The sequence below is a fragment of the Bradyrhizobium sp. Ses1 genome, from assembly GCF_059512365.1.
The window spans coordinates 1-19,730 of record NZ_JCAMOQ010000005.1 but is presented as its reverse complement, the minus strand read 5'-3'; the positions used below and the strand labels follow the sequence as shown (position 1 = coordinate 19,730).

Annotated in this window: 20 protein-coding genes and 1 pseudogene; 11 read left to right on the top strand and 10 right to left on the bottom strand. The window is 63.0% G+C overall.

The features are described from left to right. The first annotated feature begins 22 nt into the window (after window positions 1-22). Both AC5ZG5_RS08415 and AC5ZG5_RS08410 read left to right on the top strand, forming a co-directional pair. Window positions 23-1,561 carry an undecaprenyl-phosphate glucose phosphotransferase gene (locus AC5ZG5_RS08415; RefSeq protein WP_456642300.1) on the top strand — a complete coding sequence of 513 codons (1,539 nt, stop codon included), beginning with the start codon at window positions 23-25 and terminating at the stop codon, window positions 1,559-1,561. A gap of 30 nt (window positions 1,562-1,591) precedes the next feature. After that, window positions 1,592-2,860, top strand: coding sequence for an O-antigen ligase family protein (locus tag AC5ZG5_RS08410; protein WP_130228421.1), 1,269 nt, complete (start codon window positions 1,592-1,594; stop codon window positions 2,858-2,860). On the opposite strand, the gene AC5ZG5_RS08405 is transcribed toward AC5ZG5_RS08410, so the two are convergent. Next, window positions 2,829-3,320 carry a MarR family winged helix-turn-helix transcriptional regulator gene (locus AC5ZG5_RS08405; protein ID WP_456642379.1) on the bottom strand — a complete coding sequence of 164 codons (492 nt, stop codon included), beginning with the start codon at window positions 3,318-3,320 and terminating at the stop codon, window positions 2,829-2,831. The two genes, AC5ZG5_RS08410 and AC5ZG5_RS08405, sit on opposite strands and share 32 nt — an antisense overlap. Window positions 3,321-3,443: 123 nt before the next feature. Between AC5ZG5_RS08405 and AC5ZG5_RS08400 the strand changes: the two genes are divergently transcribed. Beyond that, a complete protein-coding gene (locus AC5ZG5_RS08400; RefSeq protein ID WP_496165439.1) occupies window positions 3,444-4,640 on the top strand; it encodes an FAD-dependent oxidoreductase in 1,197 nt (398 codons plus the stop codon). Window positions 4,641-4,770: 130 nt separating this feature from the next. Here the strand turns inward: AC5ZG5_RS08400 and AC5ZG5_RS08395 are convergent, their stop codons facing one another. From AC5ZG5_RS08395 to AC5ZG5_RS08385, 3 genes are all read right to left on the bottom strand, one after another. Beyond that, on the bottom strand, window positions 4,771-5,943 hold the full coding sequence (locus AC5ZG5_RS08395) for a saccharopine dehydrogenase family protein (RefSeq protein ID WP_456642298.1): 1,173 nt from the start codon (window positions 5,941-5,943) through the stop codon (window positions 4,771-4,773). A 132-nt stretch (window positions 5,944-6,075) separates the two neighbouring features. After that, the gene (locus tag AC5ZG5_RS08390; protein WP_130228417.1) at window positions 6,076-6,861 is read right to left on the bottom strand and encodes a DUF169 domain-containing protein; all 786 of its coding nucleotides are present in this window, start codon (window positions 6,859-6,861) and stop codon (window positions 6,076-6,078) included. Between the two features lie 72 nt (window positions 6,862-6,933). Next, entirely contained in the window at window positions 6,934-7,473 is a 540-nt protein-coding gene (locus AC5ZG5_RS08385) for a DUF488 domain-containing protein (RefSeq protein WP_456642297.1), read from the bottom strand. A 103-nt stretch (window positions 7,474-7,576) separates the two neighbouring features. Between AC5ZG5_RS08385 and AC5ZG5_RS08380 the strand changes: the two genes are divergently transcribed. Next, entirely contained in the window at window positions 7,577-7,792 is a 216-nt protein-coding gene (locus AC5ZG5_RS08380) for a hypervirulence associated TUDOR domain-containing protein (protein ID WP_130228416.1), read from the top strand. A gap of 12 nt (window positions 7,793-7,804) precedes the next feature. Here AC5ZG5_RS08380 and AC5ZG5_RS08375 read toward each other — a convergent pair. After that, window positions 7,805-8,010: pseudogene (locus AC5ZG5_RS08375) on the bottom strand (transposase); the annotation flags it as partial. Between the two features lie 707 nt (window positions 8,011-8,717). Between AC5ZG5_RS08375 and AC5ZG5_RS08370 the strand changes: the two are divergent. Beyond that, the gene (locus tag AC5ZG5_RS08370) at window positions 8,718-9,206 is read left to right on the top strand and encodes a phasin family protein (RefSeq protein WP_456642296.1); all 489 of its coding nucleotides are present in this window, start codon (window positions 8,718-8,720) and stop codon (window positions 9,204-9,206) included. 1,302 nt (window positions 9,207-10,508) lie between these two features. Here AC5ZG5_RS08370 and AC5ZG5_RS08365 read toward each other — a convergent pair. Then, complete coding sequence (locus AC5ZG5_RS08365; RefSeq protein ID WP_456642295.1) at window positions 10,509-11,309, bottom strand: YdcF family protein; 801 nt, start codon at window positions 11,307-11,309, stop codon at window positions 10,509-10,511. A gap of 221 nt (window positions 11,310-11,530) precedes the next feature. Here AC5ZG5_RS08365 and AC5ZG5_RS08360 point away from each other — a divergent pair, with 221 nt between their 5' ends. Then, entirely contained in the window at window positions 11,531-12,472 is a 942-nt protein-coding gene (locus AC5ZG5_RS08360) for an acetamidase/formamidase family protein (protein ID WP_456642294.1), read from the top strand. 202 nt (window positions 12,473-12,674) lie between these two features. Next, a complete protein-coding gene (locus tag AC5ZG5_RS08355; protein WP_456642293.1) occupies window positions 12,675-14,504 on the top strand; it encodes an AMP-binding protein in 1,830 nt (609 codons plus the stop codon). Window positions 14,505-14,608: 104 nt separating this feature from the next. Here AC5ZG5_RS08355 and AC5ZG5_RS08350 read toward each other — a convergent pair whose 3' ends face one another. Next, complete coding sequence (locus AC5ZG5_RS08350; RefSeq protein ID WP_245287224.1) at window positions 14,609-15,013, bottom strand: GrlR family regulatory protein; 405 nt, start codon at window positions 15,011-15,013, stop codon at window positions 14,609-14,611. Window positions 15,014-15,233: 220 nt separating this feature from the next. Between AC5ZG5_RS08350 and AC5ZG5_RS08345 the strand changes: the two genes are divergently transcribed. Together AC5ZG5_RS08345 and AC5ZG5_RS08340 are read left to right on the top strand one after the other, a co-directional pair. Continuing rightward, on the top strand, window positions 15,234-15,431 hold the full coding sequence (locus AC5ZG5_RS08345) for a hypothetical protein (protein ID WP_027580595.1): 198 nt from the start codon (window positions 15,234-15,236) through the stop codon (window positions 15,429-15,431). Window positions 15,432-15,507: 76 nt separating this feature from the next. Continuing rightward, on the top strand, window positions 15,508-15,978 hold the full coding sequence (locus AC5ZG5_RS08340) for a GcrA family cell cycle regulator (RefSeq protein ID WP_456642292.1): 471 nt from the start codon (window positions 15,508-15,510) through the stop codon (window positions 15,976-15,978). On the opposite strand, the gene AC5ZG5_RS08335 is transcribed toward AC5ZG5_RS08340, so the two are convergent. The 3 genes from AC5ZG5_RS08335 to AC5ZG5_RS08325 form a co-directional block, all read right to left on the bottom strand. Continuing rightward, on the bottom strand, window positions 15,975-16,943 hold the full coding sequence (locus AC5ZG5_RS08335) for an SDR family oxidoreductase (RefSeq protein WP_456642291.1): 969 nt from the start codon (window positions 16,941-16,943) through the stop codon (window positions 15,975-15,977). The two genes, AC5ZG5_RS08340 and AC5ZG5_RS08335, sit on opposite strands and share 4 nt — an antisense overlap. Before the next feature lie 140 nt (window positions 16,944-17,083). Beyond that, entirely contained in the window at window positions 17,084-17,290 is a 207-nt protein-coding gene (locus AC5ZG5_RS08330) for a hypothetical protein (RefSeq protein ID WP_456642290.1), read from the bottom strand. A gap of 77 nt (window positions 17,291-17,367) precedes the next feature. Next, window positions 17,368-17,499 carry a hypothetical protein gene (locus tag AC5ZG5_RS08325; protein WP_456642289.1) on the bottom strand — a complete coding sequence of 44 codons (132 nt, stop codon included), beginning with the start codon at window positions 17,497-17,499 and terminating at the stop codon, window positions 17,368-17,370. A 94-nt stretch (window positions 17,500-17,593) separates the two neighbouring features. Between AC5ZG5_RS08325 and AC5ZG5_RS08320 the strand changes: the two genes are divergently transcribed. Together AC5ZG5_RS08320 and AC5ZG5_RS08315 are read left to right on the top strand one after the other, a co-directional pair. After that, window positions 17,594-18,814 carry a helix-turn-helix domain-containing protein gene (locus AC5ZG5_RS08320; RefSeq protein ID WP_456642288.1) on the top strand — a complete coding sequence of 407 codons (1,221 nt, stop codon included), beginning with the start codon at window positions 17,594-17,596 and terminating at the stop codon, window positions 18,812-18,814. Between the two features lie 33 nt (window positions 18,815-18,847). Further along, window positions 18,848-19,492, top strand: a complete 645-nt coding sequence (locus AC5ZG5_RS08315) for a Vgb family protein (protein WP_028162871.1) — start codon at window positions 18,848-18,850, stop codon at window positions 19,490-19,492. The last annotated feature ends 238 nt before the right edge of the window (window positions 19,493-19,730 follow it).

The window sequence follows — 19,730 nt, the reverse complement described above, 5'->3', positions numbered from 1 at the left end:
CTCAAACAACGGACGTAACGACGTGGAACCGATTAACGCACGCTCGATGCTGGACGCGGCAGCGACCGCCGGTGGCGGCCGTCCGCCGGTCGAACGGCGCCGCCGGCTATCGCCCGCCGCGCTCACCATCACCAATGAAAGGGTCCGCGGCGCCTATTCGCCGGTTGTCATCACCGGCATCGTTCGCCTCGTCGATTTCATCCTGCTGAGCCTGGTCGGCGTCGCGCTTTACCTCTGGTATGTGATGCCGCTCTCCGGCTTCCGCTGGGAATATGTCGCGGCGATCCTTGCCATGACGATATCGGCGGTGGTCTGCTTCCAGGCTGCCGATATCTACGAAATCCAGATGTTCCGCGGACAGTTGCGGCAGACGACGCGCATGATCTCGTCCTGGGCGATCGTGTTCCTGCTGTTCATCGGCGTGTCGTTCCTGGTCAAGCTCGGCGGCGAGATCTCGCGGGTATGGCTGACGGCATTCTTCTTCGCGGGTCTTGCCGCCCTGATCGCCGAGCGGCTGATCCTGCGCGGCCTGGTGCGGCGCTGGGCGCGCGACGGCCGGCTCGACCGCCGCACCGTGATCGTCGGCGCCGACGAGAACGGCGAGCAGCTCGTCGAAGCGCTCAAGGCACAGTCTGACACCGACATCCGCGTGCTCGGCGTATTCGACGACCGCAACGATGATCGCGCGATGGATAGCTGCGCCGGCAGCCCGAAGCTCGGCAAGGTCGACGACATCGTCGAGTTTGCCCGCCGCACCCGCGTCGACCTCGTGCTGTTCGCGCTGCCGATCTCGGCCGAGACCCGCATCCTGCAAATGTTGAAGAAGCTCTGGGTGCTGCCGGTCGATATCCGCCTGTCGACGCACACCAACAAACTGCGTTTCCGTCCCCGCTCCTATTCCTATCTTGGGAAGGTGCCGACGCTCGACGTGTTCGAGGCCCCGATCACCGACTGGGACCTGGTGATGAAATGGCTGTTCGACCGCATCGTCGGCAGCCTGATCCTGCTCGCCGCGCTGCCGGTGATGGGGCTGGTGGCGCTCGCGGTGAAGCTTGACAGTCCGGGCCCGGTGCTGTTCCGCCAGAAGCGCTTCGGCTTCAACAACGAGCGGATCGACGTCTACAAGTTCCGCTCGCTCTATCATCATCAGGCCGATCCCACCGCCTCGAAGGTCGTCACCAAGGACGATCCGCGCGTCACCCGCGTCGGCCGCTTCATCCGCAAGAGCAGCCTCGACGAATTGCCGCAGCTCTTCAACGTCGTGCTGAAAGGTAATCTCTCCCTGGTCGGCCCGCGCCCGCATGCGGTGCAGGGCAAATTGCAGAACCGCCTGTTCGATGAAGCCGTCGACGGTTATTTCGCCCGCCACCGCGTCAAGCCCGGCATCACCGGCTGGGCTCAGATCAACGGCTGGCGCGGTGAGGTCGACACCGACGAGAAGATCCAGAAGCGCGTCGAGTTCGACCTTTATTACATCGAGAACTGGTCGGTTCTGTTCGACCTCTACATCCTCCTGAAGACGCCGTTCTCGCTGCTGACCAAGAACGAGAACGCGTATTGAGGGCCGTCGGTTTGGTTGCGTGAGTTCGCAATGGCGTATGCGACGACAGCCGAGAGTTCATTTCCGCAAGCCGCGCCCGGCGTGCTGGCGCTGCAGCGCGCGATGGTGTGGCTGGCGGGCGCCTCCGGCGCGATCGTCTTCATCGAGCCGAGCCCCTACGAATTGGTCACGCTGACGGCGGTCATCATCTTCTTCGCCACCGGCCTGCGAATGCGGCTTGCCATCATGCCGCTGCTCATGATGCTCGTCGCGCTCAATGTCGGCTACAGCATCGGCGCCATCCCGGTCCTCGACAGGCCGGAGATCGCGACCTGGATCGCGACATCCTGGTACATGGCGGTCACCGTGGTGTTCTTCGCCATGGTTACTTCCGAAGATACCGAGGCGCGCCTCGATATGCTCCGGCGCGGCCTGGTCGTCGGCGGGATGATCGCGTCGCTCGCGGCGATCGGCGGCTATTTCCACCTCGTGCCCGGCGGCTACGACCTCCTGACCCTGTATGAGCGCGCGCGCGGCACCTTCAAGGACCCGAACGTGCTCGGCGCCTTCCTGATCCTGCCGGCGCTGTTCTCATTGCAAAGCGTCGTCTCCGCCCCTCCCGCCAAGGCTTTCCGCAACACCATCGCCTTCGGCATCATGTCGCTCGCGATCCTGCTCGCGTTCTCGCGCGCGGCCTGGGGCGGCCTCGTCATCACCGCGGCCTTCATGCTGGCGTCGATGGTCTTGACCAGCCGCTCGCAGACGGAACGCTCGCGCATCATCGTGATGGCGCTCGTGGCCATCGTCCTCGCGGTCGCGCTGGTCGCGATCCTGTTGTCGTTCGACTCGACCGCGCAGATGTTCAAGCAGCGCGCGAGCTTCGACCAGAGCTATGACGAAGGACGCTTCGGCCGGTTCGGGCGCCACATCCTTGGTGCCGAGATGGCGCTCGATCTGCCCTTCGGCATCGGGCCGCTGCAGTTCCGCAACTACTTCCCCGAAGACACCCACAATTCCTACCTGAACGCGTTCATGTCAGGCGGCTGGATCTCCGGCCTCGTCTATCCGGCGCTGGTCTTCGTTACCGTGATGACGGGCTTCCGCTATGTCTTCCTGCCCGTACCCTGGCAGCGGACTTATCTGGCAATCTTCTCGGCTTTCCTCGGCACCGTCGGCGAGAGCTTCATCATCGACACCGATCACTGGCGGCACTTCTGGATGATGCTTGGGGCGATGTGGGGCATGTATGTCGCTGCGGCGCACTACCGTCCCGCTATCGAGCCGGCACTCACCGCCGAGGCGGACGCCCGCGCTTCTTAGCCGGCTTCTCCTCGGGCGTATCGAGCAGCCCCTTGAGCTTCTCGGTCGCTTCCAGCACGGACTTGTAGCCCTCGTTGGCGAAGCGCAGCAGCAATTGCAGTTCAGCTTCCGAATAGGTGCTCCAGAGCCGGTGCATCGCCTCCTGCATCGGCAGGTAGTAGCGCCCAATCCTGGCAGCGTTCTCGGGCACAGTCACGATATAGACCTTGCGGCGGTCGGTCTCATCACGCTCACGGCGCACGAAGCCGGCCTTCTCCAGGCGGTCGACCACGCCGGTGATGGCGCCGGTGGTGAGCCCGGTGACCTCCGCAAGCCGGCCCGCCGTTACGCGGCCTTCGAGATTGAGGAAGTCGAGGCATTCGAGGTCGGAACCGGAAATTCCCGCCACATTGGCAACGGCTTGCCCGTACAGCACGCCCTGTGCGGAGGACCGCCGCATTGCCTCCTCCAGTTCCTGCATCAACGCCGCGCGCGGCTTCAACCTTGACAAGGCTTCTCCCATCTCTTAGTAAACATATATCTTACAAATTAAGATAATTAATTACTCACATTTCCTAACGCACGCAACCGAACGGAGCAAGCCATGCCGCGCCGTCCCCGCAAGGCCCTGATCATTGGCGGCGGCATCGCCGGCCCCGTCGCTGCGATCTTCCTCAAGCGTGCCGGCTATGACGTCGAAGTCTACGAGGGCTGGCCACATTCGAGCGGCATCGGCGGCGGCCTGCAGATCGCGCCGAACGGCATGCAGGTGATGGCCGAACTCGGCCTCGCCGACGAACTGATCCGTCAGGGCTCGATCGCCGAATCCTTCGATTTTTATTCGCAATCGGGCCGGAAGCTCGGCTCGATCAACCGCGACATGGAGAAGCGCTTCGGGCAGCCGGCGGTGAATCTGCGTCGCGCCACACTGCAGGCGATCCTCTTCAACAAGGCCTGGTGCTCGAACGCCGAGCTCTATTTCGAGAAGCGCCTGGTCAAGATCATCGACCGCCCCGACCAGCCGATCGTCGCCTATTTCGCCGATGGCACGACCGCCGAGGGCGATTTCCTGATCGGTGCCGACGGCGTGCACTCGAAGGTGCGGCGCCATGTGGTGCCGGATGGTCCAGAACCCTTCGACACTGGGCTGATCGGCTTCGGCGGCTTCGTGCCCCACGCCGTGCTCGAAGGCAGATCGATCGGCGGGCGCGTCGAGACCACGTTCGGCCAAAGCGGCTTCTTCGGTTACGGCTTCTGCAGCGCCGATCCCGCCGACGGCGTGATGTGGTGGAGCACGCAGCCCTCGCACGGTGTCGACGCCGCCACGTTCCGTGCCATGGATCAGGCGGCGTTGAAGCAGCATTTAAGCGACTTCCATCAAGGGTGGCACGATCCGATCCCGCGCATCATCGAGGCCGCCGACAACATGGTGGTGACCGACACGCTCGATGTCGCAAGCTTGCCAACCTGGTGGCGCAAGCGCTCGCTCCTCATCGGCGACGCCGCTCATGCCACCAGCCCGCATGCCGGCCAGGGTGCTTCGCTGGCGCTGGAAGACGCGATGCGGCTCGGCAAGCTCATGCTGGCCGGACAGGAACTCGGCATGACCTTCCAGAATTTCGAGCACGAGCGCCGCCCGCGCGCGGAAAAAATCGTCGCGATCGCCCGCCGCAACGGCAACAGCAAGCGCGAATTCAGCGCCGCGGGCGCATGGGTTCGTGATCAAGTGCTCAGCCTGCTGCTGCCGGTGACCTCGCGATGCATGGATTTCATGTACGTCTATGATCCGCGCGCGGCGTAGCTCGTAGGGTGTGGGCAAAGCGAAGCGTGCCACTTTTCTTGCACCGATCGTAGATGGTGGGCACGCTTCCGCCTTCGCTCGTTGAGCTACGGCGGACAAGTCGCTTTGCCCACCCTACGATTCGCGGCTTCTACTTCTCCACCGCGAACGTCAGGCCGGCGTGATCGACCAGCCGCTTGATGAGCTTGTCCTTCATCGCAGCGCCCGGCGTCCAGATCCCGGCGGGAGCATCCGGCGCATCGCGCAGCAGGCAGATCGCGCATTCCGAGATCATCTTCGCTGTCGATCCATAGCCGGGATCGCGGTCGCCCTTCACCGACGCGCGCACCTGACGCCCATCCGGCGCAATCGCGACATAGAGGAGATCGTAGCGGCCGTTCTCGCGTTCTTCCTGCGAAGGCCCCTCACCCGGCTTTGGCGCGTTCGGACCGGTCTTCTCGGCGTTCGCGGCCATCACCAGCTTGGCGTTGGCTTCGCCTTTCTCACCGGCACCGGTCAGCACCATCTCGTCGTAGATGAATTCCTTGCCGTAGGGGAAACCCATCAGCATGTTCGAGCGATGGACGTTGCGCGTGTTGATCAGCGCCATCATGAACGGCGCCGCCCATGACTGCAGGTCTTCCTCGTAGGCCGGCCTGTTGCCTTGCGGTTGTTTGGGGCCTTTGAATCCGGGCGTCAGCGCAAAGGGATCCTTCAGAATGGCCACGAGGCTAAGATCCTTGGCAACAGCATCGAAGGTCGCCTTGGCGCTTGCCGCGGTGCCGCCCGAGAGCGTGCCGCTAAGGTCGCGCACGCGGCCCTTGACGCGCGATGCCGGCGTGCCGAACACGCGTTTCGCCTCCTCCTGTACGAAGAACGCGCCGAGCTCGAACGGCACGGAATCAAAGCCGCAGGAAAACACGATGCGCGCACCGCTCGCCTTCGCCGCAGCCTCGTACTTGTCGATGATCTGCCGCATCCAGATCGGCTCACCGCAGAGATCGAAATAATCGACACCCGCCTCCACGCAAGCGGCGACTAGGTCGTTGCCATAGAGCTGATACGGGCCGACCGTGCTGATCACGGATTTGGTCTGACCAACCATGGCTTTCAGCGACGCGACGTCGCTTGAATCGGCGACGATCAGCGGCGTGTCCGCAGGCGCGCCAATGGCGTCGCGCACCGCAGCGAGCTTGTCCTTGCTGCGCCCGGACATCGCCCATTTCAGGCTGTCGCCCTTGTAATGCTCAGCGAGATATTCGGCGACGAGCTGGCCGGTGAAGCCGGTTGCGCCATAAACGACGATGTCGAACTTCGACGACATAGGATGACTTTCCCTGAAACGAACGATTGCCCCTTCTTGTCATTGCGAGCCAAGCGAAGCAATCCATTTCACCGCTTGTGGGGACATGGATGGCTTCGTCGCTGGCGTTCCTCGCAATGACGGCAGGAGTTCCTATTTCTTCGCATACGACACGCCCATGCCGGCACGCACGTCGGCCTGGATGCCGTAGGGCGCGATCGGATAGCGCAGGCCGTTCTTGGCGAGCTGTTTCATGCCGGCAATCGCCTTGGCGAGATCGGCCGGCGGCAGCGCCATCAGCATCTCCTCATCAGGCACGCCGCCATAGCGCCGCTCGGCAAAGCAAGGCAGCGACAGCGACGGCTCGCGCGTCTTCAGCGCCCGCCCCCAGGAATCCGCACAGGCGGTTTCGCCAACCACGCCCCATTCGAACTTCTTGTAGCCAGTATATTGCAGGCCGTTGATCAGAATGATCATCTGCCCCGGCGTCGCATAAACGAGGCAGATGTCAGGCGGATTGAGCCGGCCGCTCGCGAGCGGGCTTGCCACGAACGCCTTGTACTGGCCATAGGGCACAACATCCAGCGCCTCCTGGCGCCTGCGCGCATCTTCCGCCGTGCCGTGCCAGACGCCGACATAGGATTCGCCCGCCAGCCATTTCTCGTCCTGTGGCGCCAGCCCGATCACGGCGCGGCATTGCGCGCCGACGAGATCGTCGGCAGTGACGCCGACCGTCCAGCCGAGCCGCGAGGCCATGCTCACGATCTGGTCCGTGGTATGGACCGCGGTCGGGCGCCGGATCTTCGGGATCGCCATCATGTCCTCGACCCGCTCGAACAGCTTCAGGCCGATCACGGTCGTCTTCAGCCTGAGCAGGCTGTTGAGATCGGCCACCATCGTGGCCGGATCGAATTGTTCGGGCGGTGTCTGCTGTTGCATGGCGTAGCTCCCGGCTTGTTTTGCCCGATCTTAGCCCGAACGACAGCCGGTTGCGACCCACGTTCCAGGGCGTCACGACGGCGGATAGACCAGTGATGCGCCGTCCTCGCGCGCCGCGGCGGTCATTCTGGCAATTTCAGCGCGCGCCGGTCCCATCAAGTGGAAGACATCTCGTCCATGGTGGAGAAGGTAATCGGCGACGAACCGTCGATGGCAACGCCACCAGACGGCTTCCGAACACATGATCGCGCACCTCCGCTCCAAACTCAATTGCTCCAGTTGCGACAACCCCTTGCGAAACTCGTCAGAGAGCGCGTAGTCCGCATAGTTGTGGAAGCTCTGGTTGATCCAGAAGCCATTGACTTCGGGTGGCACCGCTTTCGATTTTGGTCGTCGGCCGCCGAGTTCCTCGATCCAAATATAGCCGATCTGCCAAACCGAAAGCGCCTCAGGCAGCTTGTCGATATTGAACTGCGGGTTGGCTCGTGACCGCGGGAAGCTACGGATGTCCACGACCATCCCGACTGAACCGACTTTCAGGAGCTCGACGAATTCGACGATGCTGCGCGTCGCGTGACCGACCGTGTAGATGGGATTGACTTCGACCTGCATCATGCAAATGGAGATCGCTCGGCGTTGCTTCACACGATGAAGATAGACCGTTAAAATGCGTTTGGTAGTGGCCTGCACTATTCGCTAAACAAGGAGGCTGCGGATGGCTGAACGATTCAAGGTCGGCGATCGAGTCCGGTGGAACTCGGAAGCCGGGCATGTCAGCGGCACGATCATCCGGGTTCACATCAAGGATTTCAACTACAAAGGCCATACGCATCACGCGAGCCCGGAATCACCGCAGTACGAGATCAAGAGCAGCAAGACAGACCATATTGCCGCTCATAAGGGAGAGGCCCTTACCAAGCTGTCTGAGTAGGCGGCTTAGCCTTGCGCTTATAATCTTGGCCCAGACGCCCGCTCGTCGGAAGCGAACGAAGCGATCGTAACAAGTGGTGTAAGGACCGAAGTCATCCGGCAGGTCGCGCCGCGGCGCCCCGGATCGCAAGACCCAGAAGATAGCATTGAGGACACGACGTCGTTCACCCCTGGCACGCCGCGTGGCTTGTTCGGCGGCAGCGGCTTGAGTCTATTCATGGCCTAATTTGACATGTGTGCACTTGTGGACATACGCGAGACTTAAGCAGTAGTACGCCTTTAGCCATCACCGCACGGTCCTGTGGCATTTATCGGTGATGAGAACGCCGGTTGCGCTCCCGCCCTCCCGGAACCGAGGAGCCGCCATGCAGCAGCGACGCCGTTTCAAACAAACTACATCTTTAGATCAGCGCTTGATCGACGAGGCTCAGCGCTTGCGAAAAGAGGCGCGAGGCACCCCGCACGGCGTCCAGCGCGAACGGCTTATCCGAAGAGCTCGTCAGGCCGAAACCGCCGCGCACATAAACGAGTGGCTCCGGTCACCCGGACTGAGGGCACCCACATAACCCATCCAGTCAGCTGTACGCCTGCACCATCGAGGACGAAAACCACATCCGGATCGTTGAGATCATCTGCGATGATGACGACGCGGCCAAACCTCATGCGAAGCAGTTAGTGAGTGGACGCTATAGAGCTATGGCAGGAGGCGCACAACGAGTGGGCTGACTGTTGTCACCTGGACGTGCGGATCGGCACCGTTTTTGATCTCTGGGCGCGCTAGCTCAACGTTCGTTGGTCGGCGTTGCTACTAGATCTAAGTTCATGCGGGAAAATCCCTTAGTCGCGTTAGGAACGCTACACCGCAAGGCCTGTTGTTGTCTTTTCAGAAATGACCGTTGTGGTCGACCATTCTCTTGGAGCGTCAGATGAGTAACCGTAAACGAGCGATAGCGTCAAAGCCCGCCCGCGGCCCTAGAAAAGCCGCACGGGCCCAACGGAAAAAGCAGGCTATTGTTAGAAGCCCGAAAGACAACCTTCTGCACTCTGATGCCGCAGGCTCGACTGAACCGCCCAAGCTTCATGACGATTCAAAACAAAAGGCTCTCACCGTTGAGAATCGGGTGGCTACCTTACAAGATGCCTTCCATCAGACGATTAGGGACAAGAATCCAAAGGAAGGATTTGATCTTTCTTTAGTGACGGCAAACCTGCAGGCTTATCAAGCGAAGCTTCTGGAAATGGCACAAGCCAACATGCAATTTGCTTTTGAATTCGGCCAGAGGCTTGTGACGATCAGGTCACCATTCGAATTTTTCGCCGTCATTGCAGAATTTACAAGCAAGCAAATCGACATATTCCGGAAGTATTCGAAGGAGATGGCTGCGTATCCATTTTTGGGGCACGCGACCCCTTAGTGGTCGTGCGCACCGGCCGTGAGTCGTAGGGCGGGAGCGAATCCGTCAGGTCCCGGTTGTTCCGCCGATTCGAAGTACCCCGCCAGCGCGGACCATCGAAGGGTTGACCCGATGTCCAACGGAGACCGTGCTGCTGATCGTTTTGGCCGGACCTGTCGTTCTGATCCTCGGCAACATCGCGTTTAAGCAGACCGGCCGTACTCTCTTCTTCCGACACCAATCTCGCAGCTTGAGTGGACGAAGTCGGCTGCGCGTTCCGCTGGTTTACCGGCCGACTTCTTCCATAACGAACTGCGGCAGACGCCTGCTCTGCACTGCACCCGCAGCGATAATAGCGGCCCAGTAGGGCTCCCTTGGAATGAACACGCGAAAAGTTCCTGCGCCGGGGGTAGGATAATCAGGTTGCTGGGGAGAAACTATTTCAGCGTTCCCGACTTTGCTTCGCAGAGGTCGCGAATCCTTAGACCGGTTACTTACGTGTTGGCCGCCCTGTATTTCCTGATGGATGCGGCATTTATGGCCCTCGCTAAGCCGATCTCAAACTGGATCGCTAACCACGTTGCGTTGAGACAATTGCGGATCTGGATCAGATCGTTACCGCCTTACCCATCGCTTGCACTCTTTTCAGTTCCTGTGATTCTTCTCGAACCCGTTAACCTCTCGCCGCTTATCTAGCCGCGACGGGCCAGTTTCTGAGCAGCGCTTTAACATTGATCACGGGCGAGCTGTTAAAGCTCGTGCTGGTAGAGCGTCTATTCAGTCTCACCCGAGACAAGTTAATGAAGATCCCGGCATTTGCCTGGGCCTATGCGAGGTTCCAGCAAGCCAAAGCGTGGTTAGAAGCCACGGAGGCTTGGCGAACCATACGGTCGTTGAGCAGGGCGGCCCGCAAGTACGCTGCACGTATGAAAGCAACGATGTGGTGCCACTTCGCCACTTTTGAGAGCGATAGAAATCGGAGCTGAATCCCTGGGCCCAGCTCCACGACTTGTCCGCCTAATCCGCAGTTTTGGACCGGAGCTCGCGCGGACGATCACAGCCGGGCGATCACGTCCCTTGTGATCGTCGCGTGGTGGTTCTGATCGCCCTCGCACTTCTCTCAGCACCGTAAGGCTGCCCTGGTCGGTGGCCTTTTTCACATGTACGGCACCAGTTAACGTCTCCTATTGTGAAGGGTTTCGGATGCCGGCCGCTTGAGAGAGAGCGCCGCGTATTCGGCGGCCGGCGTCCGAAACCCGTCACACAAGCGGACGTCAAACAACCGTACTCCGGGGGTACTCAGTTTATGAGTACACGACCTAGCTAGCGGACTGGCCCCGGCAGCAACGTGTCGGTTCGGCCGACCGCGCGATAGGCGATCAGGCCCATCCATTCGCGCACCGCAAGATCGGTCCGTGACAATCCATCGAGTGCGGTGTTGGTGAACCAGAAGACGTCGTTGCCGGTCCCGACCCGCCAGTCGACGGGATAGGGCTCGACCGGAAATCCCACTTTCCGAAACAGCCCAATCGATCGCGGCATGTGAAATGCTGAAGTGACCAGTAGCCAGCGCTCGCCCGGTTTCGGCGCCACCAGCGCCTTGGAGAATTTGGCGTTCTCCCACGTGTTGCGCGATTGCCGTTCCATGGTCAGCCGCGATTTCGCGATGCCGAGGCCTTCGAATATCTCCGCCACGTAATCAGCTTCCTTGGCGTCATTGGAAATCAGGTTGGCGTTGCCGCCGGAAAACACGACACGGGCATTCGGATATTTTCGCGCGAGCGCGGCCGTGGCGATGATGCGATCGGCCGCGTTACGCACAATCGGCGTATTATGTGACGCCGAAACGTCGGAATCGACCGGGCCGCCAAGCACGATGATGCCATCGGGCGCGCCCTCCGCGGGATTCCACGGCGGAAAGCGCGCCTCGAGCGGATAGAGCAACAGGTTTCCAAGCGGCGAGAACCCGGCCACGACAAGCAGCACCATCACCGCGACCAAAAGCTTGCGGCCAAGCGCGGCAAACCGCGTCGCGAGCAGGATGGCCCCGAGCACGCCGATGCCAATCAGGAAATTGCCCGGCAGCAGCATGACGCCGAGCGTCTTCGACAGCACAAAAAACACCCGCGGTGGCCTCCGATCCGATCAACGGACAGCGCCATAGCACAAACCGACCGGCATTCCATCTCGCGTGGATACGCATGGTGCTGATCCGCTTCATGGCCGCGGCATCGGCTCATACAATAATTTCCGCCGGAAGTGATCCGGCAACGATTGATCTGACTGCAAAAGCCCATTCTAAATGCGATGCGCGTCACACGTTACATGCTCGCCCGAGAAATCCCATGACTCACCATCATCTCCCTGCGAGCCCCGAGACCTGCCACTGGGGCTTCTTCGAAGCAAAACTCAAGCCGGTGCTCGCGATCAAGAGCGGCGACGAGGTCACCGTCGACACCGTCAGCGGCGGCCCCGACGTGGTGCCCGACCGGACCAAATTTCACATCCCGCCGGAGCTTGCGGACATCCATGCGAGGTCCGAGCGGATGCTGCCGGGCCACATCCTCACCGGCCCGATCGCGGTCGAGGGCGCCGAGCCCGGCGATGTGCTGGAGGTCGATATCCTTGACGTCGGGCTGCGGCAGGATTGGGGCTACAACCTGATCAAGCCTCTCTCCGGCACCCTGCCCGATGATTTCCACGAGCCGCGCATCCTCAACATCCCGCTTGACCGCGAGCGCATGGTCGGCCGCCTGCCCTGGGGATTGGAGCTGCCGCTGAAACCGTTCTTCGGCGTGATGGGCGTGGCGCCGCCGCCGGCCTGGGGCCGCATCACCTCGCTGATCCCGCGCGCGATGGGCGGCAATCTCGACAACAAGGAGCTCGGACCGGGCGCCAAGCTCTATTTGCCGGTGTTCGTGCCCGGCGCGCTGTTCTCGTGCGGCGACGGCCATGGTGTACAGGGCGACGGCGAGGTCTGCGTCACGGCGATCGAGACCGCGCTGCAGGGCCGCTTCAAATTGACGCTGCGCAAGGACCTGCGGCTCAACTATCCCCGCGCCGAGACCGCCGATCACTACATGACGATGGCGATGGACCCCGACCTCGACCAATGCGTGGTGCGCGCGCTGCGCGACATGATCGCGCTGCTCGGAGAGAAGCGGAATCTGTCGCGCGAGGATGCGTACACGCTGTGCAGCCTCGCCGCCGATCTGCGGGTCACGCAGACCGTCAACGGTGCCAAAGGTATCCACTGCATGATCGCAAAGGCGATCGCGCACGGTTGACCTGCCGCGCTCATTCCGGGGCGCACGAAAGTGCGAGCCCGGAATCGCCGGCGTGCTCTGTTTCGTGACCGCGAGATCTCCGGGTTCGATGCTAGGCTTCGCCCGGGAATGACCGATTGCCGCACTTGTGCTTCGCAAGCTGCGCTCGATACAATCGACCCGATACAATCAAATAACGAAAACAAAAACGACAGGGAGACACATGCTGAAAGAGAGGCTATCGCGGGCCGAAGAAGCCGCCCGCGAACAGGAAATGCGGCAGGAGCTTGCCGCCTGCCCGCGCATCCTCGATCTGATCGCCCGTGGCCCGCTCGGCGATCCCAATGCGGAGTGCGTCATCTATCTGCGCTCACCGCTCGATCCCAATCCGGTCACCCTCTCGAACGATCAGCTCATGGGCTCGGTCAAGGCGGCGGAAAACTTCTTCCGTCGTGAGGGTATCGGCAAGGAGGATGCGGTCGCGATCCTGCTGCCGAGTTGCCCGGCCGCGATCGCCGCGATCTGGGGCGCGGCCGCCTGCGGCATCGCCGAGCCGCTCAATCTCCTGTTCACACGCGAGGCCATCATCGCCCAGCTCAATGCCATCAAGGCAAAACTGCTGCTGGCGCCGCCACCGGGCATACCGGGCGGGCTCTACGAGAAGATCGAGGGCCTGCAGGGCGACGTGCCGTCGCTGAAGCGCATCGTGATCGCGCCGCTCGACGGCACCATCTCGTTCGATGGGGAGGTGCTCAAGCCCGATCCGGCGTGGCGTGACGATTACGGCCAGTCGAAGGATTTTTCCGAAGCCGAGCGCGTCGCCGTGATGCTGCCGACCGGCGGCACCACCGGTCATCCCAAGGTGGCGCGGCTCACCAACCGCGCGATGGTTGCTTCCACGGTCTCGTCGCGCATGGCGCTCGACTTCCGAAAGGGCGAGCGCTGCACGGTCACGCTGCCGCTGTTCCATGTCGGCGGCCTGTTCTGCACGGTTGCCAACAGCCTGTCGGCCGGCGCGACCATGTTCATCCCCGGCCCCGCCGGCGCGCGCGATCCGGCGCTGATCACGAATTTCTGGAAGATCGTCGAGAAGTACCGCGTCAACGTCAACGGCAATGTCCCGACCGCGCTTGGCGCCATCGCAGGCGTCCCGGTCGGCGACGCCGACATCTCGTCCCTGCGGGTGACCGCCACCGGCGCCTCGATCTGCCCGCTGGAGATCGAGCGCCGCTATCTTGCGGCCTGGGGCGGCCCCTGCATCCAGCAGCTCTACGGCATGACCGAGCTTGCCGGCGCCATCACCCATGACGTCCACGGCATCAAGCCGCGGCCCGAAGCCGTCGGCACTCGCAATCCGCTGGTCGAGCTTGCGATCCTCGCGGGCGGCAAGCTGCACACCGGCCCGTGGCCTTCGCCGGTCGGCGAACTCTTGACGCGCGGGCCGCAAGTGTTCGCGGGCTATGTCGACAAGAAGCAGACCGAAGACGCTTTCCACGATGGCTGGCTGCGTACCGGAGACATCTGCCGGATCGACGCCGACGGCTTCGTCTACATCATGGGCCGCGCGAAGGACGTGATCATCCGCGGCGGCCACAACATCGATCCGCGCTCGATCGAGGACGCGGCGCTGCAGTTTCCGGGCGTCGCCCTCGCCGCGGCGGTCGGCCGCCCCGACGCTTACGCGGGCGAGGTGCCGATGCTGTTCGTGTCGACCCAGCCCGGCGTCCAGGTCGATCCGCAGGCGCTTGCCGCGTTCGTCCAGGAGAACATCCCCGAGCCGCCGGCGCGGCCGCGCGCGGTCTCGGTGATCTCGGAAATGCCGGTGACGCCGGTCGGCAAAATCTTCAAGCCGAAGCTGCGCGAGATCGCCGCCGGAGACGCCGCGCGCGAATTGCTTGCCGCGGAAGGCCTCGCCAAGGAGGTGAACGTGGAAGCGATCACCGATCCGTCGCGCGGGCTTTATCTGCGCGTCAGCGCCGCGCCCGACAAGGCGGAGACGGCCGGCCGGTTGCTGCAGAAATTTCCCGTGAAAGTCGAGGTCGAGGCGTCCTAGAGCACGATCCGGAAAAGTGGAAACCGGTTTTCCGAAAAGGTCATGCTCAAACAAAGAGAGGAGATCATGATCCGATTCCGTCTAATCGGATCATGATCTACGCCTCATAGCTTCGATCGCAGCATCAGCCTGGCAACGAACATGACGCTGGTCTTTCCGACCAGCGCCGTTCCACTCACCTGCGCGGTGTCAGCCGAATAGAGACCGGTGAAGCCGCAGGTCACATCGCGCCCGCCGAACAACGGCAGGACGCCGGCAGACTTGGTGTGCTCGCTGGTGGTCAGCTCGCCGCGCCACTTGCCGTGATCGGCGCTGTAGGAGCCCGAGTAGTAGAAATACGAATCTCCGCCCGCGATCCTGCCGTCGTGCAGCACGATGACGCCGTTGGCGCGGCCCTGCCCGCCCTCGGTCATCTCGATCTGAATGGTGTAGAGCCCGTTCGTTACTGTCATTGCGCCCGAATTTCCGACCGCATCATCGTCGGCCTGGGTGACAGGAAGCAATCCCATAAATCGTGAAATCCTCGCGCGTTTCGCCGCGCCCTCGCCGCTTGGCTCTGGGCGCTGTACACGGGGCGCGCACGTTATCCCCAGAACACAATGTAATTTTCTCATTATTTCACAATAGGATAGCGCGCGAAAAGCGAATCAGTTTGACTCACCGGTGTAAAACTAAATAGAGTCTGAATAGATACTTTTCTGTACAGGCGTAAAAGGCTAGCGTTTTGCCATGGCCACGGAGAAAGCCGAGACCGATCGCATTCCCGTCACTTTGGCGCTCTCGACCATCGCTTACATGGAGAAGCTGGTGAGACAGGGCACCCATGGCACCAGCGTCCCGGGAGTCGCCCGGACCTTGATCGAGGAAGGCATCCGCCTTGCGATCAAGGATGGGCTGTTGTCGATCCGCGACAACGGCAAGCCGTGAAGCGAGGCGTCAGACGGTCCGGCTGAAGGGTGGTCAAGCCAACCCGGAAACTTTCCGGCAACCTGGGACCATCGCCATGACCGCCATCCTATCGATCTGGACCACCGAACGCGTCGAACAGCTCAAGCGCTGCTTCGATGCCGGACTGACCTGCCGCGAGATCGCTGTCGACATCGGCGTCAGCCGCAACGCCGTGATCGGCAAGCTCTCCCGCCTCAATTTGACACGGGAGCCGCGCGACGACGACGCCGCGCGGCCGGCGCGTAAAGCCTCGCCCCGTGCGCCGCGCGCGAGGACAGTGCGGCATCAGATCCGGATGCTGCAGGCCGAATACGGCGAGGCGCCGCCGGAGGAGCCGATCGCGAACGGCCATTGCTGTTCGCTGCTCGAACTGGATGAGCAGCGCTGCCGCTGGCCGGTCGAAACACCTGATGCCAGCGATTTCCGCTTCTGCGGCAACCGACCGGTCGACGGCCTGCCCTATTGCGCCGGCCACGCCCGGCTCGCCTATCAGCCCAGCCCTCGTGCGCGAGTTGCGCGCGGCTAACCCAGCCGCCAGCCGACGTCCGCCTTGATGCGCTCGAGGAATTCCGGCGTGTAGGCCTGTTCCGGCGTCTGGCGGACGCGCTCGTCCAGCACATGGGCGTCCTCGCCGACCAGGATGCGCCAGCGATCGGCCTTGACGCCGTCGAGGATGATTTTGGCCGCGGCGGCCGCCGTGGTCGGCGCATCATCATGAAAGGTCCGCGCGCGATCGAGCGCGGCCTGCTGGATCTCCTGGTCCGACATCGCATCGACATCGATCCCTGCGCCCTTCATCCGCTGGCGCGCCTGCAGGATTTCCTGCTCGGTGAGCTGGTCGGATTCCGTGCCGATCTGCACTTTCCGCGAATTGGAGACGATCGAGGTGCCGATATGGCCGGGCATCACCACCGAGCACTTGATATGCGGCGCATTCAGCCTGAGGTCGTTCATCAGCGCCTCGGAGAATCCCTTCACCGCGAACTTCGCCGCGCTGTAGGCAGTGTGCGCCACGCCCATGCCGACGCTCGCCCAGAACCCGTTGACGCTGGAAGTGTTGACGATATGCCCCTCGTCCGCCTTCACCAGGAGCGGCAGGAAGGTGCGGACACCGAGATAGACGCCGCCCCAGCAGATGTTGAAGGTGCGCTCCCACTGCTCGCGCGTATTGGTGAACAGGCTGCCACCGCCGCCGATGCCGGCATTATTGAACAGCAAGTGGATCTTGTCGGTCGCCTGCTGCTCGATCACCTCGTCGCGAAAGCGCTTGAGATGATCCTCGATCGAGACGTCGGCAATATGAGTCGTGACGCGCAATCCCTGCGGCAGCTTCTCGGTTTCGCAGAGCCGCTTCGTCTCCGCCATCGCCTCCGCTGAGACGTCGCACATCGCGACATTGCAGCCCTCCGCCACGAGCTGACGCGCGAGCTCGCGTCCCATGCCCGTGCCGCCGCCCGTGATCACGGCAATCATCCCTGCAAATTCCTTCATTGGAGACGCTTCCCCTGCTTCTTGTTGTTGGTTGATGCGTCCCATTCCACAAGGCGGGAAATCGACGCCCAGCGTTTGTTGTGCCGGTGACAGCGAGACTAGCGAATGTCGAAGCCGCGATCCAGTTGTGGCGCGCTCAGCTAGCCGCTACATCGCCTCGCGATCAGCCTCAGCCACGGCCCCGAGTGGAAGGCGCTCATCAGCACGTACATCGTGACCATTCCCGCGAACGGCGACGTGACTTGCGAGCAGAGCATATCGGGCGCGCCGCCGACGACGGCGGTGAGCAACGCCATGACCGCGAAGGTCGGCGCGGCCGCAAGCGATAACCAATCGGCTGCCGACATCTTCGTTCTGACGCTCGAACGTTGCGACGGCGAAGCCTCGTTCGCCGCCTCAACGTCGAGCTTTGGGCAATGCGCCGTCATCGTCGTTCCCTGTTCTCGATATCGCTGGTCGCGTGGCCCGGGCCGACGGTCAGCACTGTGACGACGGCCTCCGCCCACTCCACCGTGGCGGTGAGGAATGTTGGGGAAAGGATCGTCCAGTCGACCATGAGCCGATCTCCTCGCTGCGTACTGGTCTGTCACGGTGAGGTAGACTACGACCGGGCCTGAACGGGTGAGAGTGACAAGTGTGACGGGATTCCGATGGACTCGCTGATCACGGCCGCCGCGCGTGCGCTCGCGATGGGCGATCCCCTCGGCGCATTGAACCGCGTTGCGCTGCGCGAGGACGCGCCGGCGCTGGCGCTTCGCGGCATCGCGATGGCGCAGCTCGGCGATTTCGTCCGCGCCAAGGCTCTGCTGCGCGGCGCCGCGCGCGCCTTCGGCCCGAAGGAGGCGATCGCGCGCGCCAGATGCGTCGTCGCGGAGGCCGAGGTCGCGCTCGCCTCCCGCGACCTCGGATTCCCCGCCAAGGCGCTCGACGCCGCGCGGGCGACACTCGAAGCGCACGGCGATTTCGTCAACGCCGCGCATGCGCGCTATCTCGAGATCCGCCGTCTGCTCCTGATCGGACGCCTCGATGACGCCGAGCGCAGGCTCGCCGATCTTGATCCAGCGCCCTTCCCGCCGACCTCAAGGGCCGCGCACGAATTGGTCGTTGCCGGCATCGCGATGCGCCGCCTCCGCACCAAGCCGGCTCGCGCCGCACTCGCGCGGGCCGAGGCCGCAGCGCGGCAGGCACGGATTCCTGCGCTGACGGCAGAGGTCGAAAGCGCGGCCCTTCTGCTCGGCACACCCGCGGCCCGCCTCGTTGCACGCGGCGAGGAGCGCCCGCTCCTGCTCGATGAGGTCGAGGCGTTGCTGGCGTCGAAGTCGCTGGTCGTGGATGCGTGCCGTTATGTCGTGCGCGAGAGGGACATGACGGTTTCGCTTGCCACACGTCCGGTTCTGTTCGCGCTCGCCCGCGCTCTGGCCGAAGCCTGGCCGGACGACGTGTCCAGGGAGACGTTGGTCGCGCGGGCATTCCGCGGCAAGCATGCCGATGAATCGCATCGCGCGCGGCTGCGGGTCGAGATCGGGCGGCTTCGCAGCATGCTGCGCACGCTCGCCGACGTCAGCGCGACCAAGCAAGGGTTCGCACTCGTGCCGCACCAGGCACGCGACATCGTTGTGCTGGCGCGCCCGGTCGAAGAGGAGCATGCGGAGGTGCTCGCCTTTCTGGCCGACGGCGAGTCATGGTCGAGCTCGGCGCTGGCGCTGGCGCTCGGCGCCAGCCAGCGCACCGTACAGCGGGCGCTCGACGCGCTTGCGGCCAGAGACAAGGTGCAGTCGTTCGGCGGCGGGCGCGCACGCCGCTGGGTGACCCCGCCTTTGCCGGGTTTCGCGACGACCTTGTTACTCACCGCGCCATTGCCGAATGGCTAGGGTGCCTCCAGTTTCGAACAGCGAGGAGGAAGCATGATCACGTCAGCAGCCGAAATCATCCGCGAATATGGCCCATTCCCGGGCGTCGACAGCGTCCATGGGCTGACCTACGACGGCAAGCTCGTCTGGTTCGCGTCCGGCGACCGGATCAGCGCCATGGACCCGGCGAGCGGGGACACGGTGCGCTCGATCGATGTGCCCGCGCATGCCGGAACGGCGTTCGACGGCCAGCATCTGTTTCAGATCGCCGAGGATCGCATCCAGAAGATCGATCCGAAAAGCGGCCGCGTGCTCGCGACGATCCCCTCGCCCGGCGGCGGCGGCGATTCAGGCCTGGCCTGGGCCGAGGGCACGCTCTGGGTCGGACAGTACCGGGAGCGCAAGATCCACCAGATCGATCCCAAAACCGGAGCGATCCTCCGCACCATCCAGTCCAACCGCTTCGTCACCGGCGTCACCTGGATCGACGGCGAGCTCTGGCACGGCACCTGGGAAGGCGACGAAGGCGATCTGACCAGAATTGATCCCAAGACGGGCGAGGCCCTGGAACGCCTGGCGCTGCCGCCCGGCGTCAGCGTGTCGGGGCTCGAGTCCGACGGACGCGATCAGTTCTTCTGCGGCGGCGGCACCAGCGGCAAGGTCCGCGCGGTGCGCAAGCCCAAGCGAAGCGCACGGTAGGGCGTTTTCGAGCGAAGCATGCCCTCGGACTTGATCCGAAGGTGGACACCGATTGGAACGCGGCGCACCTGCGCCGCGTTTCGCGTCTTGAACCTTGAGCCGTCTGCGCCGACCTACGTCCGGGGAGGCAATGGATTGGAGGCCATCATGACCGATTGGCAGTAAGCGGTAAGAGCTCCCACGTCCGCAGTGATCAGCGGGCGCGTGCGTAGCGGATCGGCATCCAGTATTGGCGCAG